This window comes from Thalassoglobus sp. JC818, assembly GCF_040717535.1.
Lineage (GTDB): Bacteria > Planctomycetota > Planctomycetia > Planctomycetales > Planctomycetaceae > Thalassoglobus.
Genome location: NZ_JBFEFI010000014.1, coordinates 32,972 through 52,613, shown reverse-complemented (window position 1 = coordinate 52,613; position 19,642 = coordinate 32,972). Strand labels below are relative to the sequence as shown.

General features: G+C 52.1%; 16 protein-coding genes. 9 read left to right on the top strand and 7 right to left on the bottom strand.

Annotated elements, in window-relative coordinates:
- Positions 1 to 135 precede the first annotated feature (135 nt).
- The 3 genes from AB1L42_RS22420 to AB1L42_RS22410 all read left to right on the top strand — a co-directional run bounded on the left by AB1L42_RS22420 (position 136) and on the right by AB1L42_RS22410 (position 3,958).
- On the top strand, positions 136 to 1,434 hold the full coding sequence (locus AB1L42_RS22420; protein ID WP_367061889.1) for a PQQ-binding-like beta-propeller repeat protein: 1,299 nt from the start codon (positions 136 to 138) through the stop codon (positions 1,432 to 1,434).
- A 36-nt stretch (positions 1,435 to 1,470) separates the two neighbouring features.
- Positions 1,471 to 2,433, top strand: a complete 963-nt coding sequence (locus AB1L42_RS22415) for a cation diffusion facilitator family transporter (protein ID WP_367061886.1) — start codon at positions 1,471 to 1,473, stop codon at positions 2,431 to 2,433.
- Positions 2,434 to 2,914: 481 nt separating this feature from the next.
- Complete coding sequence (locus AB1L42_RS22410) at positions 2,915 to 3,958, top strand: galactitol-1-phosphate 5-dehydrogenase (RefSeq protein ID WP_367061943.1); 1,044 nt, start codon at positions 2,915 to 2,917, stop codon at positions 3,956 to 3,958.
- 158 nt (positions 3,959 to 4,116) lie between these two features.
- On the opposite strand, the gene AB1L42_RS22405 is transcribed toward AB1L42_RS22410, so the two are convergent.
- From AB1L42_RS22405 to AB1L42_RS22385, 5 genes are all read right to left on the bottom strand, one after another.
- Positions 4,117 to 4,329, bottom strand: coding sequence for a hypothetical protein (locus AB1L42_RS22405; protein WP_367061883.1), 213 nt, complete (start codon positions 4,327 to 4,329; stop codon positions 4,117 to 4,119).
- Positions 4,330 to 4,808: 479 nt separating this feature from the next.
- Positions 4,809 to 5,522 carry a protocatechuate 3,4-dioxygenase gene (locus AB1L42_RS22400; RefSeq protein ID WP_367061880.1) on the bottom strand — a complete coding sequence of 238 codons (714 nt, stop codon included), beginning with the start codon at positions 5,520 to 5,522 and terminating at the stop codon, positions 4,809 to 4,811.
- 206 nt (positions 5,523 to 5,728) lie between these two features.
- Positions 5,729 to 6,520 carry an MBL fold metallo-hydrolase gene (locus tag AB1L42_RS22395; protein ID WP_367061877.1) on the bottom strand — a complete coding sequence of 264 codons (792 nt, stop codon included), beginning with the start codon at positions 6,518 to 6,520 and terminating at the stop codon, positions 5,729 to 5,731.
- Positions 6,510 to 7,793, bottom strand: coding sequence for a DUF1444 family protein (locus AB1L42_RS22390; RefSeq protein ID WP_367061874.1), 1,284 nt, complete (start codon positions 7,791 to 7,793; stop codon positions 6,510 to 6,512). The genes AB1L42_RS22395 and AB1L42_RS22390 overlap by 11 nt, the downstream gene beginning before the upstream one ends.
- Positions 7,794 to 7,919: 126 nt before the next feature.
- The gene (locus tag AB1L42_RS22385; RefSeq protein ID WP_367061871.1) at positions 7,920 to 8,369 is read right to left on the bottom strand and encodes a DUF1844 domain-containing protein; all 450 of its coding nucleotides are present in this window, start codon (positions 8,367 to 8,369) and stop codon (positions 7,920 to 7,922) included.
- A gap of 413 nt (positions 8,370 to 8,782) precedes the next feature.
- On the opposite strand from AB1L42_RS22385, the gene AB1L42_RS22380 reads away from it, so the two are divergent.
- Positions 8,783 to 10,870 carry a prolyl oligopeptidase family serine peptidase gene (locus tag AB1L42_RS22380; RefSeq protein ID WP_367061869.1) on the top strand — a complete coding sequence of 696 codons (2,088 nt, stop codon included), beginning with the start codon at positions 8,783 to 8,785 and terminating at the stop codon, positions 10,868 to 10,870.
- A gap of 53 nt (positions 10,871 to 10,923) precedes the next feature.
- Here AB1L42_RS22380 and AB1L42_RS22375 read toward each other — a convergent pair whose 3' ends face one another.
- Together AB1L42_RS22375 and AB1L42_RS22370 are read right to left on the bottom strand one after the other, a co-directional pair.
- Positions 10,924 to 11,604 carry a TrkA family potassium uptake protein gene (locus AB1L42_RS22375; protein WP_367061866.1) on the bottom strand — a complete coding sequence of 227 codons (681 nt, stop codon included), beginning with the start codon at positions 11,602 to 11,604 and terminating at the stop codon, positions 10,924 to 10,926.
- Positions 11,605 to 11,701: 97 nt separating this feature from the next.
- Complete coding sequence (locus AB1L42_RS22370) at positions 11,702 to 13,561, bottom strand: potassium transporter TrkG (protein WP_367061863.1); 1,860 nt, start codon at positions 13,559 to 13,561, stop codon at positions 11,702 to 11,704.
- 375 nt (positions 13,562 to 13,936) lie between these two features.
- Between AB1L42_RS22370 and AB1L42_RS22365 the strand changes: the two genes are divergently transcribed.
- The 5 genes from AB1L42_RS22365 to AB1L42_RS22345 all read left to right on the top strand — a co-directional run bounded on the left by AB1L42_RS22365 (position 13,937) and on the right by AB1L42_RS22345 (position 19,502).
- Positions 13,937 to 14,110, top strand: a complete 174-nt coding sequence (locus AB1L42_RS22365; RefSeq protein ID WP_146507670.1) for a Flp family type IVb pilin — start codon at positions 13,937 to 13,939, stop codon at positions 14,108 to 14,110.
- A gap of 296 nt (positions 14,111 to 14,406) precedes the next feature.
- On the top strand, positions 14,407 to 14,961 hold the full coding sequence (locus tag AB1L42_RS22360; protein ID WP_367061860.1) for a prepilin peptidase: 555 nt from the start codon (positions 14,407 to 14,409) through the stop codon (positions 14,959 to 14,961).
- Positions 14,962 to 15,190: 229 nt separating this feature from the next.
- The gene (cpaB, locus tag AB1L42_RS22355; RefSeq protein WP_367061857.1) at positions 15,191 to 16,300 is read left to right on the top strand and encodes a Flp pilus assembly protein CpaB; all 1,110 of its coding nucleotides are present in this window, start codon (positions 15,191 to 15,193) and stop codon (positions 16,298 to 16,300) included.
- 163 nt (positions 16,301 to 16,463) lie between these two features.
- Positions 16,464 to 18,215, top strand: coding sequence for a pilus assembly protein N-terminal domain-containing protein (locus tag AB1L42_RS22350; RefSeq protein WP_367061854.1), 1,752 nt, complete (start codon positions 16,464 to 16,466; stop codon positions 18,213 to 18,215).
- 93 nt (positions 18,216 to 18,308) lie between these two features.
- Complete coding sequence (locus AB1L42_RS22345) at positions 18,309 to 19,502, top strand: response regulator (protein ID WP_367061851.1); 1,194 nt, start codon at positions 18,309 to 18,311, stop codon at positions 19,500 to 19,502.
- The last annotated feature ends 140 nt before the right edge of the window (positions 19,503 to 19,642 follow it).

Here is a 19,642-nt window from a genome sequence, read left to right as displayed (position 1 = left end):
ACTCAACACAATTCGGCTTGTAAACCTTCCATATGTTGGGGCACTATTGATCATTGGGATAACCAATTGATCACATCCTCCAAGTGCTGCAACCGTCAATCCGAGTAGCGATCACAATCAGACTGGACTGAAGCAATGGCGAAAATTTGCCCCTATCTCCTTGTTCTTGTTTGTTCGGTTGCTGTAGGTGAAAACTGGCCGCAATGGCGGGGACCTCAGAACGACGGGGTTTCAACAGCGACCGGTATTCCAATGGAGTGGTCACAGACGGAAAACGTCGTGTGGCGTACTCCTCTTCCCGGTCCGGCTGGAGCAACTCCAGTCGTTTGGGATGACAAAATCTTCGTCAGCTCGATTGAAGGCAACGATCTCGTTTTGCTCGGACTCTCGACAGACGGAGAGATTCTTTGGAAGCGCAAGGTTGGAACTGGTAACAAAGATGCTCGAGGAGGAGAGGGGAACTCAGCATCGCCCTCCCCTTGTACTGACGGCGAACTGGTCTGGATCTTCTTCGGGACCGGACACCTCGCATGCTTCACAGTCGATGGTGAACCGGTCTGGGACTTCAACGTTCAGGATCGTTATGGCAGGTTTGATATCCAGTTCGGAATGACATCAACGCCCGTTCTGCACGATGACGCACTCTTCCTGCAACTGATCCACGGGACAATGCGTGACGACTACACCGTCGGCAAGATCATCAAACTCAACAAAAGAACCGGTGAGGAAATCTGGGCTGTCGATCGTCCCAGCGATGCAAAATTTGAATGCAAGCACTCTTACGCGTCACCGTTTCTGTATGACGACGGAGAGACACAGTTCCTGGTCACTCATGGAGCTGACTACACAGCTGGTCACAGCCTCGAAGATGGAAAAGAGCTTTGGAGATTTGAGGGACTGAACGGCCCGTCACCCTACAACACTGGCAAATTCGACCCAACGTTCCGATTCGTTTCATCCCCCGGCATCAGCAACGGCTCGATTGTGATTCCCACTGCGAAAGCGGGTCCGACAATTGCCTTGAAAGTGTCAGACGCGCTGCAGGGCGATGTCACCGAAGAACCCGCAGCCTTGCGATGGTTTCTCGACAAGACGCCGGATGTTTCCATTCCGCTGATTCACGATGGCCTCGTCTATTTCTTCCGCAAAGACGGTCGAGTTTTCTGTTGCGACTTGGAAACCGGCAAAGAGCACTACTACGAACGCACGCATACCGCTCAGCATCGATCCAGCCCCATCTACGTGGATGGACATTTGATCTGGTGTGCGAAAGATGGACATTGTACGGTCCTCAAAGCTGGTCCGGAATTCGAGATCGTTTCGGAGATCGAGATGAACGAACCGATCACAGCCTCCCCGATTGTCGCCAATGGAACTCTTTATTTGCGGACGTACGACGCCCTTTATGCAATCAGGTCGCGTGATTCACAGTAACTGCGTACTCAAATCATCAACCTGATTCGACTTTCTATGACTGACTGTTCCGTGCAACTCGACTCAAAATCCGAGTGCGACCACCATTCTCACTCTGCAAGCGATCAGACGCGTCGACTGTCCGTGACGATGTCTCTGGTTTTCATCTACTTCCTTGCAGAGCTGTTTGGAGGTCTGTGGACCGGGTCACTTGCGCTGCTTGCAGATGCGGGGCATATGTTTTCGGACATGACCGCTCTGGCCATCAGCCTGTTCGCAGCTTGGATGGTGAGTCGAACCTCAACCGCTCAGCAGACATTTGGTCATCTGAGAGCCGAGATTCTCGCAGCGGCATTTAATGGATCGCTGCTGTTCCTCGTGGCGGGCGGCATTATGCACGAAGCCTGGGAACGATTCATGGACCCGCAACCGATTCTCGGTGGCCCGATGCTTTGGATCGCAATCGGGGGTCTCGTCGTCAATCTCATTTCACTCAAAGTTCTTCATGGCGGACACACGCACGATCTCAACATGCGAGGAGCATGGCTGCACGTGATGGGAGACACTCTCGGTAGTGTCGCGGTGATCCTGGCAGCTGTCCTCATCTACTTCTTTCAATGGAACTGGGTCGACCCACTGATTTCGGTCATTGTCTGCCTGCTGATCCTCGTCTCATCATGGAATCTCGTTCGTGAAGCAATCCGAGTGCTGATGGAATACGCTCCCAATGATATCGACGTGAGCGATATAGAATCTCATTTGCAGTCACTTTCGAATATCCACGGCGTCCACTGTCTTCATGTCTGGACAATCTCAAGTGGCCTCACTGCCTTGTCAGCACACGTTGTTGTCGATTCTCAATGTTCGCATCGAGAAATGCTCCGCGAGATCACCGAGCTACTGAAGTCCCGATATCGGATTCACCACCTTACTCTCCAGATTGAATCCGTTGATGACCCGATCTGCAGTGAAAGCAGCCTCGTCGATTGCACCACAAATGGCAGATCGAACGGCAATTGAAGTCACCGTGGCGTATCCTCATCTTTAAAGACTGAGAACGAATTGCGAAGGAGATATTCTTCATTGTCAATTTGCTGATTTTGCAGCTTTCAGCAAATCTTTGTTCGCCCTGACGTGAGTCCGCTTCGATACGATCATCCTCCGAGCTGTATCAGTTGATACGTGCCTGTGAGGAATGCCCTGCTCACCCAATAAGAGCATTTTCTGATCTTGTATGCACGATCTCGCACGAGAAAGCTCAGCATCTTAATCTATGAAACAGTGCAAGCGAGTGCATAGGTAAGAGCAACTTGCTCTAGGTGGACGATCTGCGGCAGAAACTGGTCGATTCTTTCGTTTTTGGACCGCTTTCTGTACGGTTTGATGCAGCTTCGAGCAATCTTGACTCATGCGAATTTGCAAAAGAGAGCTTCACAAGCTCAGATAATATTCATTCGTGCCACGATCCATTGGATCGACGATTTCAACCAAGGAGAACGCCGTGAAGGCCATGCTGCTCACTGAATACAAACACCTCGAAGTCACCGAAATGCCTGAACCAGAAATCGGGGATCGTGACGTACTGGTTGAAGTTCGGGCTTGTGGAATCTGCGGAAGTGATATCCACGGATACGATGGCAGCAGCGGCAGGCGCATTCCGCCGCTAATCATGGGGCATGAAGCAGCTGGCGTGATCACGAAACTCGGACCGGAAGTCGAAGGATTCAACATCGGCGATCGTGTCACTTTCGACTCGACAGTTTCGTGCGGACAGTGCCAGTTCTGTCGATCAGGTTCCATCAACCTGTGTGACAACCGCACCGTGCTGGGTGTCTCTTGTGGAGAGTACCGTCGGCACGGTGCGTTTGCTCAATACGTCGCTGTTCCGCAAAACATCCTCTACAAGATTCCAGAGAACCTGCCATTCGAACACGCAGCGATGATCGAAGCGGTTTCCATCGCTGTGCATGCCGCAAATCGCACTCCAATCTCCCTCGGCGATACTGCATTGGTTGTCGGGAGTGGAATGATTGGCCTGTTGGTCATTCAAGCAATTCGACTCAAAGGCTGCGCGAAAGTCGTCGCTGTCGATCTCGATGACAATCGATTGAAGCTGGCGAAAGAACTCGGAGCAGACGTCACCATCAACGCTAAAGATGGCAACGTGGTCGAGCAGGTTCAGAACCTCACTCATGGAAAGGGCGCTGACGCGGCGATTGAAGTTGTCGGCGCATCTGCCACGATTGATACCGCCATTCAAGCCACACGTAAGGGCGGATCAATCACTCTCGTCGGAAATCTGGCTCCCAAAGTTGAAATGCCGCTGCAAGCCATTGTAACACGAGAGCTTTCGATTTATGGAAGCTGTGCCTCGAATGGCGAATACCCGGCATGTATCGATCTCCTCGAACGGGGTGACATTAAAGTCGAACCGCTCATCACAGCGAAAGCATCGCTGGAAGAAGGCCCCGGCTATTTCGATCGTCTCTATCAGGGAGAACCCGGAGCGATGAAAGTCATCATTCAACCCAACGGGGCTGAGTAATCGTTGATTCGGTGACCACGTCAGGACGAATTGCTCGAGCCCGTTGGCAATTTAGATTGTGCAACTGAATCTCAAAACAAAAGAAGCCGGAGGAATTTCCTCCGGCTTCTTCTTTACGCATTGATGTCACGACCGAAGTCGTGTGACATCATCGGAAATCAGGCAGCAGCGTGGCGGTCTGCGTATTCCGACATCAATTGCAGGAACTGACGTCGTCGCTGCTTACGGACGGTCAGCCCCCAAGCCACGATTCCAAGGACCAGCAAACCAATGCCGCCTGACATCAGGATGGTACGAAACTCGGAAATCCAGTCCATGGTTGACAATGCAACCACAAAACCGGCAACGGCTGCAAACACATGGGAAGTCATCTCAACACCTCTTCGAAGCAGTAGAATAAGAGAAAAATAAGGAGGGAATTCGGTCGAGCAAGGAGTGCTCGTCAGCAACATCAAGCGAACAGATCAATTCAATAGATCAACGTCTCTCTGTGCGAGGTTGCTGAAGCTGTGTATTAAAAGCTCTATGGTGATATACGTATTTCGCCCCGATTTATCCCAATCTTTTCCGGCACTTTCTCACAAGAGAACGGAAATTCTTAACTCTGAACATTCGAACATGAACGAATCAACATAGCTCCACACGTACCCTTCTCCCGACAGGAAACAGATCAACCGTGGTGAGCGCGTACCTTCAGCGCAACTGGTCGCGTTTACGGTTTCTCAAACCTTGCAAAAAACAGACTTCTTCCGAGCAATGCTTCGTTCGCAAATGCAAATTTGCGAAGTCACATCGGGAAGTTTTCTGGCATCAAAGAAGTTTCAACTGAATGAGTTGTTCGGGGCGAAAACTAACCCTGTTGCCGGGGAGCGATTCCGCCTTTGATCTCTTCGATCTTTTCATCAGGAGTGACCCCGAGAACAAGATCGAAGTTCGCGCTCAGCTCGCCAATTGTGGAGTCGGGAATCGGATTGAAGTCAACGAGAATGGATTCTCGCTGGAATGGATCACGGATCGCTCGGAAGAGACCATCTTGCTGATTTTGAGGATGGCCATTGATTAACAGCTGTGTGGTGAGTTCACGTTTGCCGTTTCGACTGACAGCAACATGAATGTGTGGTGTTCTGCCCGGATACGGAACCGGCTTAACGGTCCGGAAGTAGTACCGCCCGGTGGAATCCGTCAGAAACCGGCCGTAGCCCTGAAAGTTGGTGTCTCGGTTGGTTCCGTTGTCGCTTCCGGAGTGCAGATAGACTCCGTTGTTATCGACCTGCCAGATTTCGACAAAAGCATTACGCAGTGGCGACCCCGAGGGCGTCATCACTTTTCCGGTCAGGTGAACAATTTCACCAACTGCCGGTGTGATTGAGTTGTTCAAAACCAGCAGATCGTTGTCTGTATCAAGCGGAAGTTTATCCGGGTAGAAGGGACCTTCCGTCATCTTGGGAGTCTGGATCAGCTCTTCGGCGAAAGCACCGGGCTGCCAAAGACTTGGGAGACACAAGCCGCCGATTGAAAGGGAAGCTGTTTGGAGGAAGAAACGTCGATTCAATGAGGACGGCACACCAAACTCCATGTTGGGGGAAGGAAGCTTGTACCTGTCTTTGAACCCCGAATGATGCAGAAAGTTCCGATCACATTCGGTGAATTCGATTACAGACGGGTCAATTCCGCAATCTTCAAGGGGAGGGTCAAAACGTATCGACGGATTTCTGGTCATGCTCAGCAGAAATCGGCCGACTAATTTCCGATCAGGAGGATGGAAGATCGTCAAGAAAGCGGAAGTCGCAGTCCATCATAAGCGAGTTCAACATTCTCCGGAAGCTGAGAATTCGTCGTTTCATGATCCAGCGAATGCGAAATATGAGTCAGATAGGCAAATTTCGGGCGGATCTTTTCGATCACCTCAAGTGCCTGTTCGACATTAAAATGTGTCGGATGTGATTCGTACCGAATTGCGTCGAGCACGAGAAATTTGAGCCCTTCCAGAAGAGGCCAGGTCTCCGGCGGAATCTCGCTCACGTCTGTACAGAACGCGACGTCATTGATTCGATAGCCAAGAATCGGAAGCCGTCCATGAATCAATCGCAGCGGCTGGATTTTGAGGCCGCAAACCTCGATTGGGTCGAGACCAATGCGTTCGAATCGGAGTTTCGGCTTTGAGTGCCACGTCTTCGCGAGTTCCTCGTCGAAGGCATACGAAAACGAACGTCGGAGTGTCTTTTCGACAATCTCTTCACAGTGCAGCGGGACAGCCTTCTTACTCTTGAATCCAAAGATCCTCAGATCATCCAGCCCCATAATGTGATCAGCATGCGCGTGCGTGAACAGGACCGCTTCGATCATTTTGATCCGAGCTTGTACCAGTTGCTCGCGAAGCTCAGGCGGAGTGTCGATCAAAAATGATCCCTCAATGGTCTCCACCAGCACGCCCGTGCGAGTTCGCGTGTTCCGCGGGTCGGTCGATGTGCAGACCGCACAATCACACCCAATCATCGGGACCCCCATGCTTGTGCCGGTCCCCAGAAGTGTCATCCATGACTTTGATGCGTCAGTCATCATTCTCAGCTTCGCCAATCAACTCAGAAACACCATCCGCTGTCACAAGCAGCATTTTGTCCGTCAGCGGATGATCGGTTCTCTGGTAGTCGAGTTCAACCTGATGACGAATCTTACTGACGATCTCCGGACTCTTCATCGACACTGCAACAAACAAATCCCGACCCGGAACACCGACTGCGAGATCACTCTGTGCAACGTCGCGTAAACGCGTGAGAAACCGATCACTCAACAGACGGACTGTATTATAGGTGTCCGGCTTATCGGGAATCATCATCGTGGCGCCCCCTTCATCCGATTCGGCGACCGCCATTTTCATGGGTGATTCTTCGAAATAATCATCGAGGTTTTCGATCGCCATCGAATGCAGTTCATCAACGCTCAGATTCCACTGTTCGCGTAGATCAGTCCGGACATACCAGTAAGCATTGGCTTCATCGATCACATATAAAACGGCGAGTCCAGCAATCCACGGATTCCCGACGATCCCGGGAAGGTTCTTTCTCCAGGAGGATTCCGAATACAGAATCGGCATGATTCGATCGCGCACCACTTCCAGCGGCGGCGACGATTCGCTGTCACCCCAGCCCTGCACTTGTACAGCTGTCGTCAAAGCAGGCAGAAGTATCTTCTGGAAGTCTTCCGGGTGACTCAAATATGCACGATAGAAATTTGAGAGGCTCAAAATCGACGAACCGATTCGAATTTGAAAATCGTCGCTGAGCTCAATCTCAAGAAGCGGAAACTTGGACTGGGCCAGCTCCAATGCACGCTTGGCGAAGATTTCGGGCGGATCACTCGGTTCATCGGAGACTTCCAGCGAGTTCAGTACCATCCGTGCGAGGTTTTCGAGTTCCGGATCACGTTGCCCATCGTGAAGCAGTGTGATCACGAGCATGAGGCTCGGACGACGGATCGACCACATCGACCAGCTCCGCCAGTTTCTGGTCGCAAAAAGACCTTGCTTCCACCCCGTCGGCGTTTCCAGCGACGCGTCTCCGGAAAGTGCTTCGTCAGCATCAAACTCAAAATCGGCCCCTGCCCTCACTCCTCGAACTTTTGGAAACTGATCGACGATGTCGCGAAGTGCGGGAAACTGCCGCGATGTCTCTTCGTCAATCCAAATCGAATTGATCGCGAGAAAAGCATCAGTGTCTGGGGGACGTAACGCAAAGACTCCGTCGTTTTCATCCAGTTCCCACTGCGGCGGGTAGTACATCCGAAACCAGTTCGCAGGCCCCAGCAGCGTCGACCAATGTTGAGGGGGATTACTCAAAACCGATGATTCCCGTAGTTGGCGAGAAATCTTCAAACTGTCATTTATCGAGTTTCGACGACAGACACACTGCAACCGCTCGAATGAACGTGCCTGCCCGAATCGATGAAAAGGAACCGTCTTGTTTCAAGCAGACGGCTTTTGCCCCGACGAGGAAGCACTGACATAAATCATACGCAATTCGTGAAGTGCTTGTTCGAGAAGTTGCCCTTCTTCGTCGTCCAGTTGGCCTTCCGTCTTCTTCTCCAGAACTCCGAGAAGATCGATCAGGTGCTTTGCGATACGAAGATCTTTGCTCGGCTTGCCGTCCGGTCCGGGGATCATTCCCATCGCTGCGAATGCTTGCGTCGCGAACATCTGCACAAGTGTCGTGAACGTCGCTGGTGGAAAGTCTGCTTCGTCGATTTCATCTCCATCAGCAGCGGCCGCGCTTGCTTCAACTTCAGCGGTCTCATCTCGGCCAGCATCGAGTTTCGCATCCTCAGCTTTCACTCGATCTTTCCAATCCTCGTCAGAAACCACTTCGATCTGCGGCTTGTCGGTTTGAGGCTTATCAGAATCAGAAGGGTTTGACATGTCATCACTCTCAAGTTGTTCGCCGCTCGTGCGGCACAGGTTCAATGACTGGTGATTGCCAGTCGGCTGAGGGACTTCCGGATCGATCAGCGAGGATCGTCGCCTTGGCCTTCATTACTCACCGAAACGAGTAATCCCATTCGCGACCGGTGCATCTTCTCGCTGTTGGAATTCGCTGGCAGTTTACAGGATTGCGTTGACCGTCAGGTGTTCAAACACTCTCTGTTTCAGATTGCCTGAAAGCCAGCAAATTTCGCAACACGATTCATACAGGATAGAAGTCCAACACCTCACTCACAAGGAGGTTTGTTGATCGAGACGCTTGACCCGTCTCTCCTTACAAATCATTCTCGGTCGACTTTTCAATCATCACGTCAGAGACATTTCGCTCTCCTGGAAAGATGAACGGCTTCATGATTCACAAACTTCCCGCCGGACAGACGGTTTATGTTGGCTTCCTTGTTGCCAGCCAGTTTCTGATCAGTTCATTTGTGAGTGTCTCGCTCGCAGATGGCCCGCAAGACAATTCAGTCGAATCCGTCCGTCCTGTCCCTCCGCCAGGAATTGAGCTTTCGGAGGAACAACGTCAAGCACTGGCCACTCAGTTGTCAAAAGTCAAAGTAGCCTTCAGTGAGTTGCAAAGCTCTAAGAATACGCGGACTCAAGAACTTCTTCCCGACGTTGAAGTCTTAATTCGTGCTGTTCATGAAGCTTTATCGCTGAACTCATTCTATCAGGAACGAGACCTCAAGAACGCCCACCAGCTCCTCGATCTCGCATCCGAGCGCATTGTCGAACTTCAAAACGGAACCGCAAGTTGGACCACCGCCAAAGGACAGGTCATTCGCGGATTTCGCTCCGGTCTCGACGGAACTGTTCAGCCTTATGGGCTGGAAATCGCTGACAACTACGATACGCAGCACATTGTTCCGGCACGCTGCGATATCTGGTTTCACGGTCGCGGAGAACGATCACTGGAATTGCAGTTCCTCTCTCAACGCCTTCGACAACCGGGACAATATCCTCCGGAAACCGGAATCGTTCTGCACCCGTTCGGACGTTACTCCAATGCGTTCAAGTTCGCTGGAGAGGTCGATGTCCTTGAGGCTCTCGAACATGTCAAACAAGAATACTCCATCGACCCCGACCGGATTTCTGTTCGAGGTTTCTCCATGGGAGGAGCAGCTTGCTGGCAATTCGCAGTCCATTACGCTGACCAATGGTTCGCTGCCAATCCCGGAGCTGGCTTCTCAGAAACGCCAGACTTTCTCAAGACCTTTCAAGGGGAAACGCTAAATCCACCCTGGTATGAAGAGAAGCTTTGGAGAATGTACGACTGTAACCTCGTCGCGAAAAATCTCATGCAGGTTCCGACGATTGCTTACAGCGGTGAGATCGATCGACAAAAGCAAGCGGCAGACATCATGGAAGCGGCTTGCGAAGCGGTCGGGATCGATCTTGTTCACGTGATCGGACCGGACACCGAGCACAAGATTCATCCGGACTCCAACCAATTGATGCGCGTCGCTCTGGATTCACTTGCTGAACATGGACGGGAACGATTTCCCAATCAGGTGCATTTGACAACATATACGTTGAAGTACAACCGCATGGGGTGGCTCTCTTTGCTTGGACTGAAGGAGCACTGGGAAAAGAGCACGATCGACGGGCAGTACGAAATCGACAGCAAACAGAATGCGTCGCAGATCAACATCGAGACATCGGGAGTCACGGAGTTTCAAATCGACTTTCCGCCCGGATGGTCCCCGTTCCAACAGGGGAGCGAGGTCTCGATTGTCATTGATGGGCAATCCCTCCCAACGACTCACCCGCGATCCGACTGGTCGTTCTCAAGTTGCTATCGGCTTGACGGCGATCAATGGACGAACGTCACACCCGATGAAACTTCTTCTGCTAAACATTCGACAACCATCAGCAAACAACCCGGACTGCAAGGCCCCATCGACGATGCCTTCATGAGTCCATTCCTGTTCGTCCTGCCAACCGGAACGGATGAGAACGCGTCGGTCGAAGAGTGGGTGAAAGAAGAATCAGAACATGCGATTCACGAATGGCGAAGACAGATGCGTGGGGATGTTCGAATTCGGAAAGATGTCGACGTCACCGAAGAAGACTACGCTCAGTACAACCTCATTCTCTGGGGAACGCCAAATTCAAATTCCCTCATCAGCGAGTTGATGCCGCAACTTCCGATCGGATGGGGAGAGTCAGGAATTCAGATCGGCGACGAAAGCTACGCCGCAGCTGAACACGCACTGACGATGATTGCCCCCAATCCGAAGAACCCCAGCAGATACATCGTCTTGAACAGTGGATTCACGTATCGGGAATACGACTATCTCAACAATGCCCGTCAAACTCCGAAACTCCCGGACTGGGCTGTGATCGATACACGTACGAAGCCGAATGCACGCTGGCCGGGACAAATTGTCGCTGCTGACTTTTTCGACGAACAGTGGTCATTGAAGAAAGGCGACTAAGTCCCTCGATCTAAATGCTTAGTTATTCACGAGGAAGTCGTGACAGTGCAGAGTTATTCACGAGGCAGTCGTGAAAGCGCTTCATCGCTTCCAACGACAACGAGAATGTCCTCAGCCTGCAAAGCTTCATCGGGACGAGGAAAGACTGTTCGGAATTTCTTCTCTTCACCTTCCTCCGTCGATGAAGAAATGAGTCGGCGGATGACAACCAGGTTAACGTGATACTTATTACGAAGCGCGAGTTCAGCGATCGTCTTTCCTTGAAACTGCTTCGGAACAGGAAACTCCAGGAGAGTGAACTGGTCTGCCAGCTGAATGAAATCAATCAGCTGCGGGTTGGCAAGTTGCCGAGCGAGATGTTCGCCAGCTTGCTGTTCCGGCTGAATGACGCGGTCCGCTCCGATCTTCTTGAAGATCTCTGCATGGAACGTCGTTTGCGCTCGACAGATCACTTCGGGAATTCCGAATTGCTTGGCGATGACGGTCGCGAGCAGAGCTGCTTCAAATTGCTCGCCGATCGCTACCACGCACACATCGACTTTGTCGATTTCCTGGCTTTGAAGGACAGCTTGATCGGTCCCATCCGCACGGACGGCGAGATCGACGAAGTCTTTCACTTCGTTGACGAGCCTCCCGTCGCGGTCGAGAGCAATCACCTGCACACCTGAGGCAGCCAGATCTTTCGCCAGCGCCATTCCAAATCGTCCGAGTCCAATGACGGCTGCTTTTCGCATCGCAGTTGCTTTCTACTCTTTAAACCAATTGGTGTGTTGGGGTCTCGCCTGAACTCAGATTTAATTGTTCGCTGAACGTCGATAAGTACTGAGTGCTTTAACCTAAAGTCACCCGCTCGACGGGATAGTCGTATCGTGCACTCTTACCCTCACCAGCGAGTGCGAGGAGTAACGTAAGCGGTCCAATTCGGCCGAGAAACATTGCGACGACAATGACGAATCGCGACGGATAAGACAGCGACTGGGTAGTTGAAGTGACTTCCCCGTATTCCCCTGTCACGGTTGTCGAGACTCCCACCGTCCCGACGGCACTGGTCGCTTCGAACAGGTGATCCAGGAACAATTCCGGTTTGCGTTCAAAGATCACCAGCAAGATTGTTGCTGTCATGACCGTCAGCATGAACACAAAGACAATCACGAGAGCGCGATTCACAGTTGTCGAGGAGAGAGTTCTGCCGAACGCTTCGACCTTCTCTCGTCCGCGCAGCACGGTCAGCAACCCGACGACTGCGACCGCAAAGACGATCGTTTTGATTCCGCCGCCAGTAGATCCAGGAGAAGCTCCGATAATCATCAGCAGAACGGCGATCAGCTTCGTGGATGTTTGAAGTTCCCCCAAATCGACCGTATTGAAACCAGCTGTTCGAAACGTCACCGATTGAAACCAGGCATCAGCCACAGAGAAACTTTCATCGGAAATGCTGCCTGTTCTTTCAAGAAGCAAAATCATCACCGTGCCGCCGAAGAGCAGCCAGAATGTCGTCCCGACAACTAACTTCGTATCCAGCCGCAGCCGAATTGGTGGTTGTGTGGGACGATTGATTCCGTTCTTCCTAACCCGACGCAACTTGGAAGCTCCCACAGCGACAAGGTTGTAAAGAATGGAAAATCCGAGACCGCCGACGATGATCAACGTACAAATGATCCCGCTGACCTCCCATCGATCACTCATCCCGACGAAGCTGTCTTCAGTGAGGGCAAACCCTGCATTGCAAAACGCACTCACTGAATGGAACAAGCTCATGAAGCATCGTTCGCCGAACGGGAGATGATCCCACAACGGCATCAGCAGAATCGCGCCGAGCAATTCGACGCCGAAAGTTGTGCCGAGGACAGCGAAGACGAGTCGTCTGAAGTTGCCCACATTTCCCGAAGCAAGTAGGTCCCGCATCGTCGCGAATTCGCTCAGTCGAACGTTTCGTCCAGCGATCACAGCGAAGAACGCCCCGAAGGACATAATGCCCAAGCCACCGACTTGAAACAGATTGAGAATGACAATCTGACCGAATCGGCTCCAATACGTCGGTGTATCAACAACGATCAACCCGGTCACACAACTCGCACTCGTCGCTGTGAACAGGGCCACACTAAACGGAGCGCCGGAGTCATCGGTGCCGGGGATCGGATTTCGAGCGATTGGTAGCATGAGCGCTACCGTTCCCACGGTGATCAACACGAGGAAAGATCCAATCAGCAGAAACGTCGGTTGCACTCCATTCCCAGCGAGTCGACGGATTCCCTGAACCATGCCGGCAATCGAGTAAAGCCCAAGCACGATCTCCGACAGGTGAACCATCCCCCACCAGCGGCCACCGCCTAATCCTGTCCCGTTGGTATCGGGAAGAATTGGGCCCAGGATGATGGCCAGGATCATCCCCAGTCCCCAAACACCTGCGGCTGCCACCGTCGGGAGATGTCTTCGGGAAAAGCTTTGTTGAGCAAGGCTCCAGCGAAAGCGAACGGCGATTCCGAAGGAAATCAGCGCCATTGCGAAAATCACGACAGCTCCGAATTCAGGAGATGTCTGCCCTGAACGTCTCAGCCCATGGCCGACCAGAATCGCAGCCACGCCGACGACCTGAGCAAGTGAATCGCATCGCCTAAGAAATTGCGCACGTTGTGGATGTCGAGTCGGTCGCGAATTCCACGCTTGTGACAGCGGGTGATTTGATTTCATTGTCTTGCTGAATCCTCAGGGCTTGCCAATTCCCGTCCAATGTATCAGGCCAAATTCAGGAATTCGAAGGCAGCGAGTCTCGAATTCGTCACGAACTCATCTCAGATGCAGGTTCGGTGCAACAGGGGTTCAAAATCCATTTGTCAGGACAATTCTGAAAATTTTCCCAATTCTCACAGGCACAATTTGCCTGCCCGAATTTCTGACCTAGGTTTCCGTGTCTCGCGAAATTGTCAGTTGCTGACCAGATCGACTGAGAACTTTCTATTGGGAAACGGGATTGGCTGACTGTTCCTCGTCAGTTCGAGGACGGGCTAATCCACCTGCTAATCGGATGTGAGAGCCCGATTGGTAATAACTGAGAGAGGACGAAAAATGACTAACTTGGCTCAAAGCGTAAAGAAATTCCTGGTTTCTGAAGACGGTCCAACTGCTGTTGAATACGCAGTCATGCTCGCACTGATCGTCATCGTTTGTCTGACTGCAATTCGTGCAGTTGGTACCAACGCTGCTTCGAAGTTCAACCAAATCAAAGACCAACTCACATAGTCTTTGACGAGGCCGCTTCTCTGCGAAGCAATCGTACATGGATGGCCGCCCGGTCGACACACAACAGACCGGGCGGCTTCCTGTCACTCTAGCGAAACCTGAAGAAACACCACGCTCATCGCCTGATCGCAACACTGCAGGATCGAATTATGATTCCTTTCTGGATTGAATTGGACGCAATCAAGTTGTTGGAAGTCATTCCATTCGTGATTGGAGGATTCATTGTATTCCTTTCCGTTGTGACCAGTCCCGGAGGACAAACTTAACCCCTCATAATTACTGAAAGGCCGGCAAACATGGATTGGCAAACACTTCTCCTCGAAAACTGGCATGTGAAGCTGGTTTGCGTCATTCTGATCGTTGCTGCATACATTGATGGAAAACAACTGAAGGTCCCAAACTGGATCACCTTCCCAATGGTCTTCACCGGATTGGCCTACAGCGCCTGGGTCGGTGGAATCGATGGCCTCGGAGCCGGACTGTGGGGAATGACAGTGGGACTCTTGACCTTGCTGCCACTCTATGCCGTGGGCGGGATGGGAGCCGGCGATGTTAAGCTGATGGCCGGAATCGGAGCCTGGTTGGGCGCGACGGTCACCTGGCATGTCTTCATCGCGACCGTGGTCGTCGGAGCTGTGATGGCGATCATCATGGTTCTGTGGAAACGAGCCTGGGACAAGCACTACGGAAACTTCCTGATGATCATCATGGAATTTCTGACAGTCAAAGACCCTCGCAAGTTGTCTGAGATCGCTGCTGAGCGAAAGCCACGCATGCTTCTTTTGCCTTACGGAATTCCGATCTGCATCGGATCAATCGGGTACTTCGTGTACGCCGGAATGATTTACTAACACATCAAGATGCGGCTTTCCGTTCCTGGAAAGTCGCCTTTTTCTGTTTGCCGACTGTCAACCTGCGTAGTTTGAGCAGAGTTTCCCGGCCGTGCGGACAATCGCTGTCACCAAATTAACCCTCATAACCGTCATAGATTGAAGCAGACTATCTCATCCTGCCGATTGACACACTGACGTGTCAGATTCGGAGCGCTGGCATAGTCGCAACAGTTCGGGGAGCTCCGAAATGAAACCCAAGACACTCATGTTACTGACCGTGGCAGGAGGATGCGGCTTAGTCGCCATGTTGGCCGTTCAACAGGCGATGCAAGGTGGCAAGACCGAACAGGTCGAAACCATTGACGTCCTCGTTGCCCTGGAAGCCGTTGAAACCGGGGCGGTTCTGACCGAAGACAAAGTGACATTCCAAGCACGTAGTATTGATACTGTTCCTGAAGACGCCATTTTGACTCGGGAACAATTCGCCGAACGAGGAGCACGTGTTCCGCTCTTCGCCGGGGATATTGTGACTATGTCCAAACTGACTGAACCGGGTGGCGTCGGCAACTCAATGAAGATTCCGAAGGGAATGCGAGTTGTCACGATTCCTGTGACCGAAACCAACACCCACAGTAACCTTGTGTCTCCCGGAGACCGTGTTGACGTTCTCGTGACCTACCAGGCACGTAATTCACGCGGCCCAGCACAAACCAAAACCAAAACTCTGCTCGAATACGTCGAAGTCTTCGCGACTGGCGCCAAGACTCAGGATCGTGCAGAAGTCAACGAACAAGGCGGACGGACGAACCACGTTTCGCTCCTGTTGATGCCACAACAAGTCAACTATGTGAAGCTGGCGGAAAGCAAAGGGAACCTGAGCTTGTCCTGGCGACACCGACTCGATGACGAATTCGTGCAGATCAAAGACATTGACGAAGACCTGCTGGAAGAGCTCGAAGGCACGATGGGGATCAACGAACGGCCACTTTATGCCGATCAGTACCTGTCCAATGCCGACGAGAACCTGTTTGATATTGACGAAGTCGTCGAACCTGTTCATGAAGTCGAAGAAGTCAACAATCTCTTAGCCGCCGTAGAAGAACCTGCTGTCGTTGCACCAGTGATTGAAGAGCCAGAAGTCGTTCCACCAGTCAAAGAGACTCCTAAGTGGACGCTTCATGTTTATAACGGAAGAGATGCGATTCCTCATGAGTTTGAACTCCCTGAGGAAGCAGTGGAAGTCGCTCCAGAATCCGGATCACTCGCTGACGCGGTGCGATCACTCTGGGGGGGGCAACCTAACGGAACGGATGCGGGACAGGAGACAACTCCGCCAGCAGCTCAAACAACCAACTAGGTTGATCTGAGTTATCTGGGTCGAAGTTGAGACTCCATAACTGACTCGACTTTGTCGAGGAATAATTTCGAGTACATGGATGATTTTTGCCGGTCCAGGCGGGGTGGTTCACTCGTGAGCCACTCCGCCAACCAGCAGGCGTCTACAATCCCGAGGTGCATGGATGCGCAAGCTTACAGCCAATTCAGTTCAATGGATCCGAAAGCTTTCGGTCCTCGTCGCACTATCGTGCTTGGCCACTCCTGTGTTGGCTCAGCCAGAGCCGGGGATCCCTGGTGATCAGTCGGTGCAACCGGGAGAGGAAATCTTTCAGGTCACCGCTCCTGACTCCAACATCAAGCTCGTTCATCTTGACACACGTGTCATTGAACTGAGCAATCGGATTCTCGTCGTTGACGGTTTCAATGCCGACGTGTTGAGTGTCAACGCTCTTTCACCAAACCGGATTCGCGTCCATGCTGAGCAGCCCGGTGTCACAACACTGAAGCTCATCGACGAATTCGATTCGATCTTCAAGATTGAAGTCTTCGTCGAGCCAGATACTCGCGAACTTCAGGCTTATCTGAAGCGACTCTTCCCGGAATCAGCGATTGAAGCCATCGGCCTTCGCGACGGCGTTGTCCTTCGTGGCTGGGTGACTGATCCAACGCACATCCCGCAAATCATCGAAGTTGCCGAACAGTTCTATCCAACTGTGCATCCTCAAATGAACGTCGGCGGTGTCAGCCAGGTTCAGCTGCACGTCAAAGTGATGGAAATTCAGCGTTCGAAGATGCGAGACCTCGGGTTCAACTTCGCAATCCTCGGACAGGATTTCGCACTCGCCAGCACGGTCGGGGGCATTGCAAACCTCGCTTCTCTGGAAACACCATTCGGTGGTCCACCGACCATCGGAATCAACGGAGCTGAGAGTGATCTCACCTTCGCTGTGACTGGCAGCAACACAGTTTTCCAGGGATTCTTGAAAGCACTTCAAACAGAAGCCCTCGCGAAAGTTCTGGCAGAACCGGTACTTGTGACAACAAGTGGACGCCCTGCTTCGATGCTCTCCGGTGGTGAATTCCCGATCCTGGTTCCTCAAGGTGTCGGTGCTGTTTCGATCGACTTCAAAGAGTTCGGTATCAAAATGGAAGCAGTTCCGATCGTTCTCGGCAACGGCCGCCTGCGACTCGACATTGCTCCTGAAGTCAGTGACCGCGACGTGAGCAACTCAATTGTCGTCGATGGAATCAGCGTCCCAGGATTGTCTGTTCGCCGCGTGAACACTCAAGTGGAAATGCGATTCGGCGAAACCCTGATGATCGGTGGTCTCATTTCGACGACACGCATCGGATCGACTCAGAAGATTCCGTTCCTCGGCGAACTTCCATGGATCGGTGCTGCCTTCAGCCGCAAAGACTACCGCTTCGGTGAAACAGAACTGTTGATCCTCGTGACACCACAAATGGTCTCACCAATGGGACCACATCAGGTGCCATCACACGGACCTGGACAGCACACAGACATCCCAACGGACAAAGAATTGTACTTCGACGGACTCCTCGAAGTTCCTCTGTACGGTCCTGAATGTCCCGATTGTGGCCCATATCCTGGAGGACTCATCACTCCCGGCCACTATCAGGAAGTGACTCCAAGCGACAACACTCCAATTCCTGCCCTCGAGCCAGAAACTGCTCAAAGCACACAATCCAAACGATTTCTGCAACTGGTTGGTGCTGAAAGCGATGGATCGGCAGCTCGATCTGTCGACCGGGCAGAGTATCAATTTTCTGTCGAAGCGGATCGTTCTGGTCGTATCCATCATGCAGGGGCAGAATCAGCAATTCATTCCAACTCCTCAGCCAGTCAGCAGAAAGCATATGCAACACTACCTGAGGGGCCAGAATCGCATGGTCTAATCCAGCCAAAGAAGTAACGATGTCGAAATGATGTCGGAACAGACGATGCGTGAATCCTGGTTGGAACTGATTGCCATGCAACGGGTCCAACCAGGACAAGGAGTGAAGTCATGAACAATGTTGTCAGATTGGCGATTGTCGATCCCAGAGATGGATCGAGAACGACAATCAAGAACCTGCTGTTAGGAATTGATTCGGTCTGGCTTGAGGCTGAGTGCTCCCGCTACGAGTTCTTTTCAGACATCATCACCCAAACGCAACCTGACATCGCTTTGATCGCACTCGACGCTGATCCCCAACAGGGGCTGGCGACGATCGCGGAAGTGCGACAAGAGTCGCCCGAGTGTCATGTGCTGGTGGTGAGCAGTTCTCAAGAAGGCAGCCTGATTCTGCAGGCGATGAGAAATGGAGCTAAAGAGTTTCTCCATTCTCCTCTCAATCTCGACGACTTCATGGCGGCTCTGGACCGGATTCAGAACGTTAGTGGAAACCGAGATGGAAAATCGAAGTCAACTCGCGTTTTGACCGTCATTGGAGCGAGCGGTGGAGTGGGCTGTACCTCTCTCGCTGTCAATCTGGGATGTGCACTGGCGAGCAACGTTGAAAACAGTGTCGCGATTATCGATCTCGATCTCGCACTCGGCGATGCTGACGTCTGGCTCGATATTATTCCCGATTACACAATCCTCGACGTCGCCGAAAACATCAGCCGTCTCGATTTTTCCATGTTGAAGCGGTCGCTGACACAACATGCGAGCGGAGCGTTCTTGCTCCCACGTCCTGTGCATATGGATCACAGTGCTCCACTGACTCCGGACGAACTGCGCCGAGTGATCGCGCTGCTGAAAGCAACGTTCACACACCTCATCATCGACGTCAGCAAATCATTCTCGCAGCTAGACATGGCTGCTATGGAGATTGCCGATCAGATCATGGTGGTGACACAGCTCGACCTGCCCTGCCTTCGCAACGTGGTGCGGATCAACCAGTTTCTCGACGAGCATGAACTCTCTTCAAAGGTCCAAATTGTCGTCAATCGCGTGGGGCTCGGGGAATCTCAGATCAGTCTGAACAAAGCCCTCGACACCATCGGACGCGAAGTCTTCTGGCAGATTCCCAACGAATACGCCGCGATTATTGAGTCGCGAAACAACGGCGTACCGCTTATGACCGAGTTTCCGAAAGCCAAAATCACCAAGGCCATCGAGCAACTGGCTCAGAAGATCGATGAATCGCTCAACGGTGACGGGGCTCCGAAACCACCCGAGAAGAAAAAGAGCGGCCTGTTTAGCTTCCTCAAATAGAGCAAGTCGACATTCGCTGCAGGGAATTGCTCAGGGACCGACGCTCGGACGCTTGACGATCTCGCGGAAAAATCTCGGTCGATCGACGGGGGAAAGAGCGCGAACTAAGACAAATTGCGTTAGATTACAAACATCGATCG

What these genes read in the sequence shown, in the direction of transcription:
- AB1L42_RS22420 (WP_367061889.1), top strand. Translation starts at nt 136, where the DNA reads ATGGCGAAAATTTGCCCCTATCTCCTTGTTCTTGTTTGTTCGGTTGCT.
- AB1L42_RS22415 (WP_367061886.1), top strand. Translation starts at nt 1,471, where the DNA reads ATGACTGACTGTTCCGTGCAACTCGACTCAAAATCCGAGTGCGACCAC.
- AB1L42_RS22405 (WP_367061883.1), bottom strand. Translation starts at nt 4,329, where the DNA reads ATGACTTCCCATGTGTTTGCAGCCGTTGCCGGTTTTGTGGTTGCATTG.
- AB1L42_RS22395 (WP_367061877.1), bottom strand. Translation starts at nt 6,520, where the DNA reads ATGATGACTGACGCATCAAAGTCATGGATGACACTTCTGGGGACCGGC.
- AB1L42_RS22385 (WP_367061871.1), bottom strand. Translation starts at nt 8,369, where the DNA reads ATGTCAAACCCTTCTGATTCTGATAAGCCTCAAACCGACAAGCCGCAG.
- AB1L42_RS22380 (WP_367061869.1), top strand. Translation starts at nt 8,783, where the DNA reads ATGATTCACAAACTTCCCGCCGGACAGACGGTTTATGTTGGCTTCCTT.
- AB1L42_RS22375 (WP_367061866.1), bottom strand. Translation starts at nt 11,604, where the DNA reads ATGCGAAAAGCAGCCGTCATTGGACTCGGACGATTTGGAATGGCGCTG.
- AB1L42_RS22370 (WP_367061863.1), bottom strand. Translation starts at nt 13,561, where the DNA reads ATGAAATCAAATCACCCGCTGTCACAAGCGTGGAATTCGCGACCGACT.
- AB1L42_RS22365 (WP_146507670.1), top strand. Translation starts at nt 13,937, where the DNA reads ATGACTAACTTGGCTCAAAGCGTAAAGAAATTCCTGGTTTCTGAAGAC.
- AB1L42_RS22360 (WP_367061860.1), top strand. Translation starts at nt 14,407, where the DNA reads ATGGATTGGCAAACACTTCTCCTCGAAAACTGGCATGTGAAGCTGGTT.
- cpaB (WP_367061857.1), top strand. Translation starts at nt 15,191, where the DNA reads ATGAAACCCAAGACACTCATGTTACTGACCGTGGCAGGAGGATGCGGC.
- AB1L42_RS22350 (WP_367061854.1), top strand. Translation starts at nt 16,464, where the DNA reads ATGCGCAAGCTTACAGCCAATTCAGTTCAATGGATCCGAAAGCTTTCG.
- AB1L42_RS22345 (WP_367061851.1), top strand. Translation starts at nt 18,309, where the DNA reads ATGAACAATGTTGTCAGATTGGCGATTGTCGATCCCAGAGATGGATCG.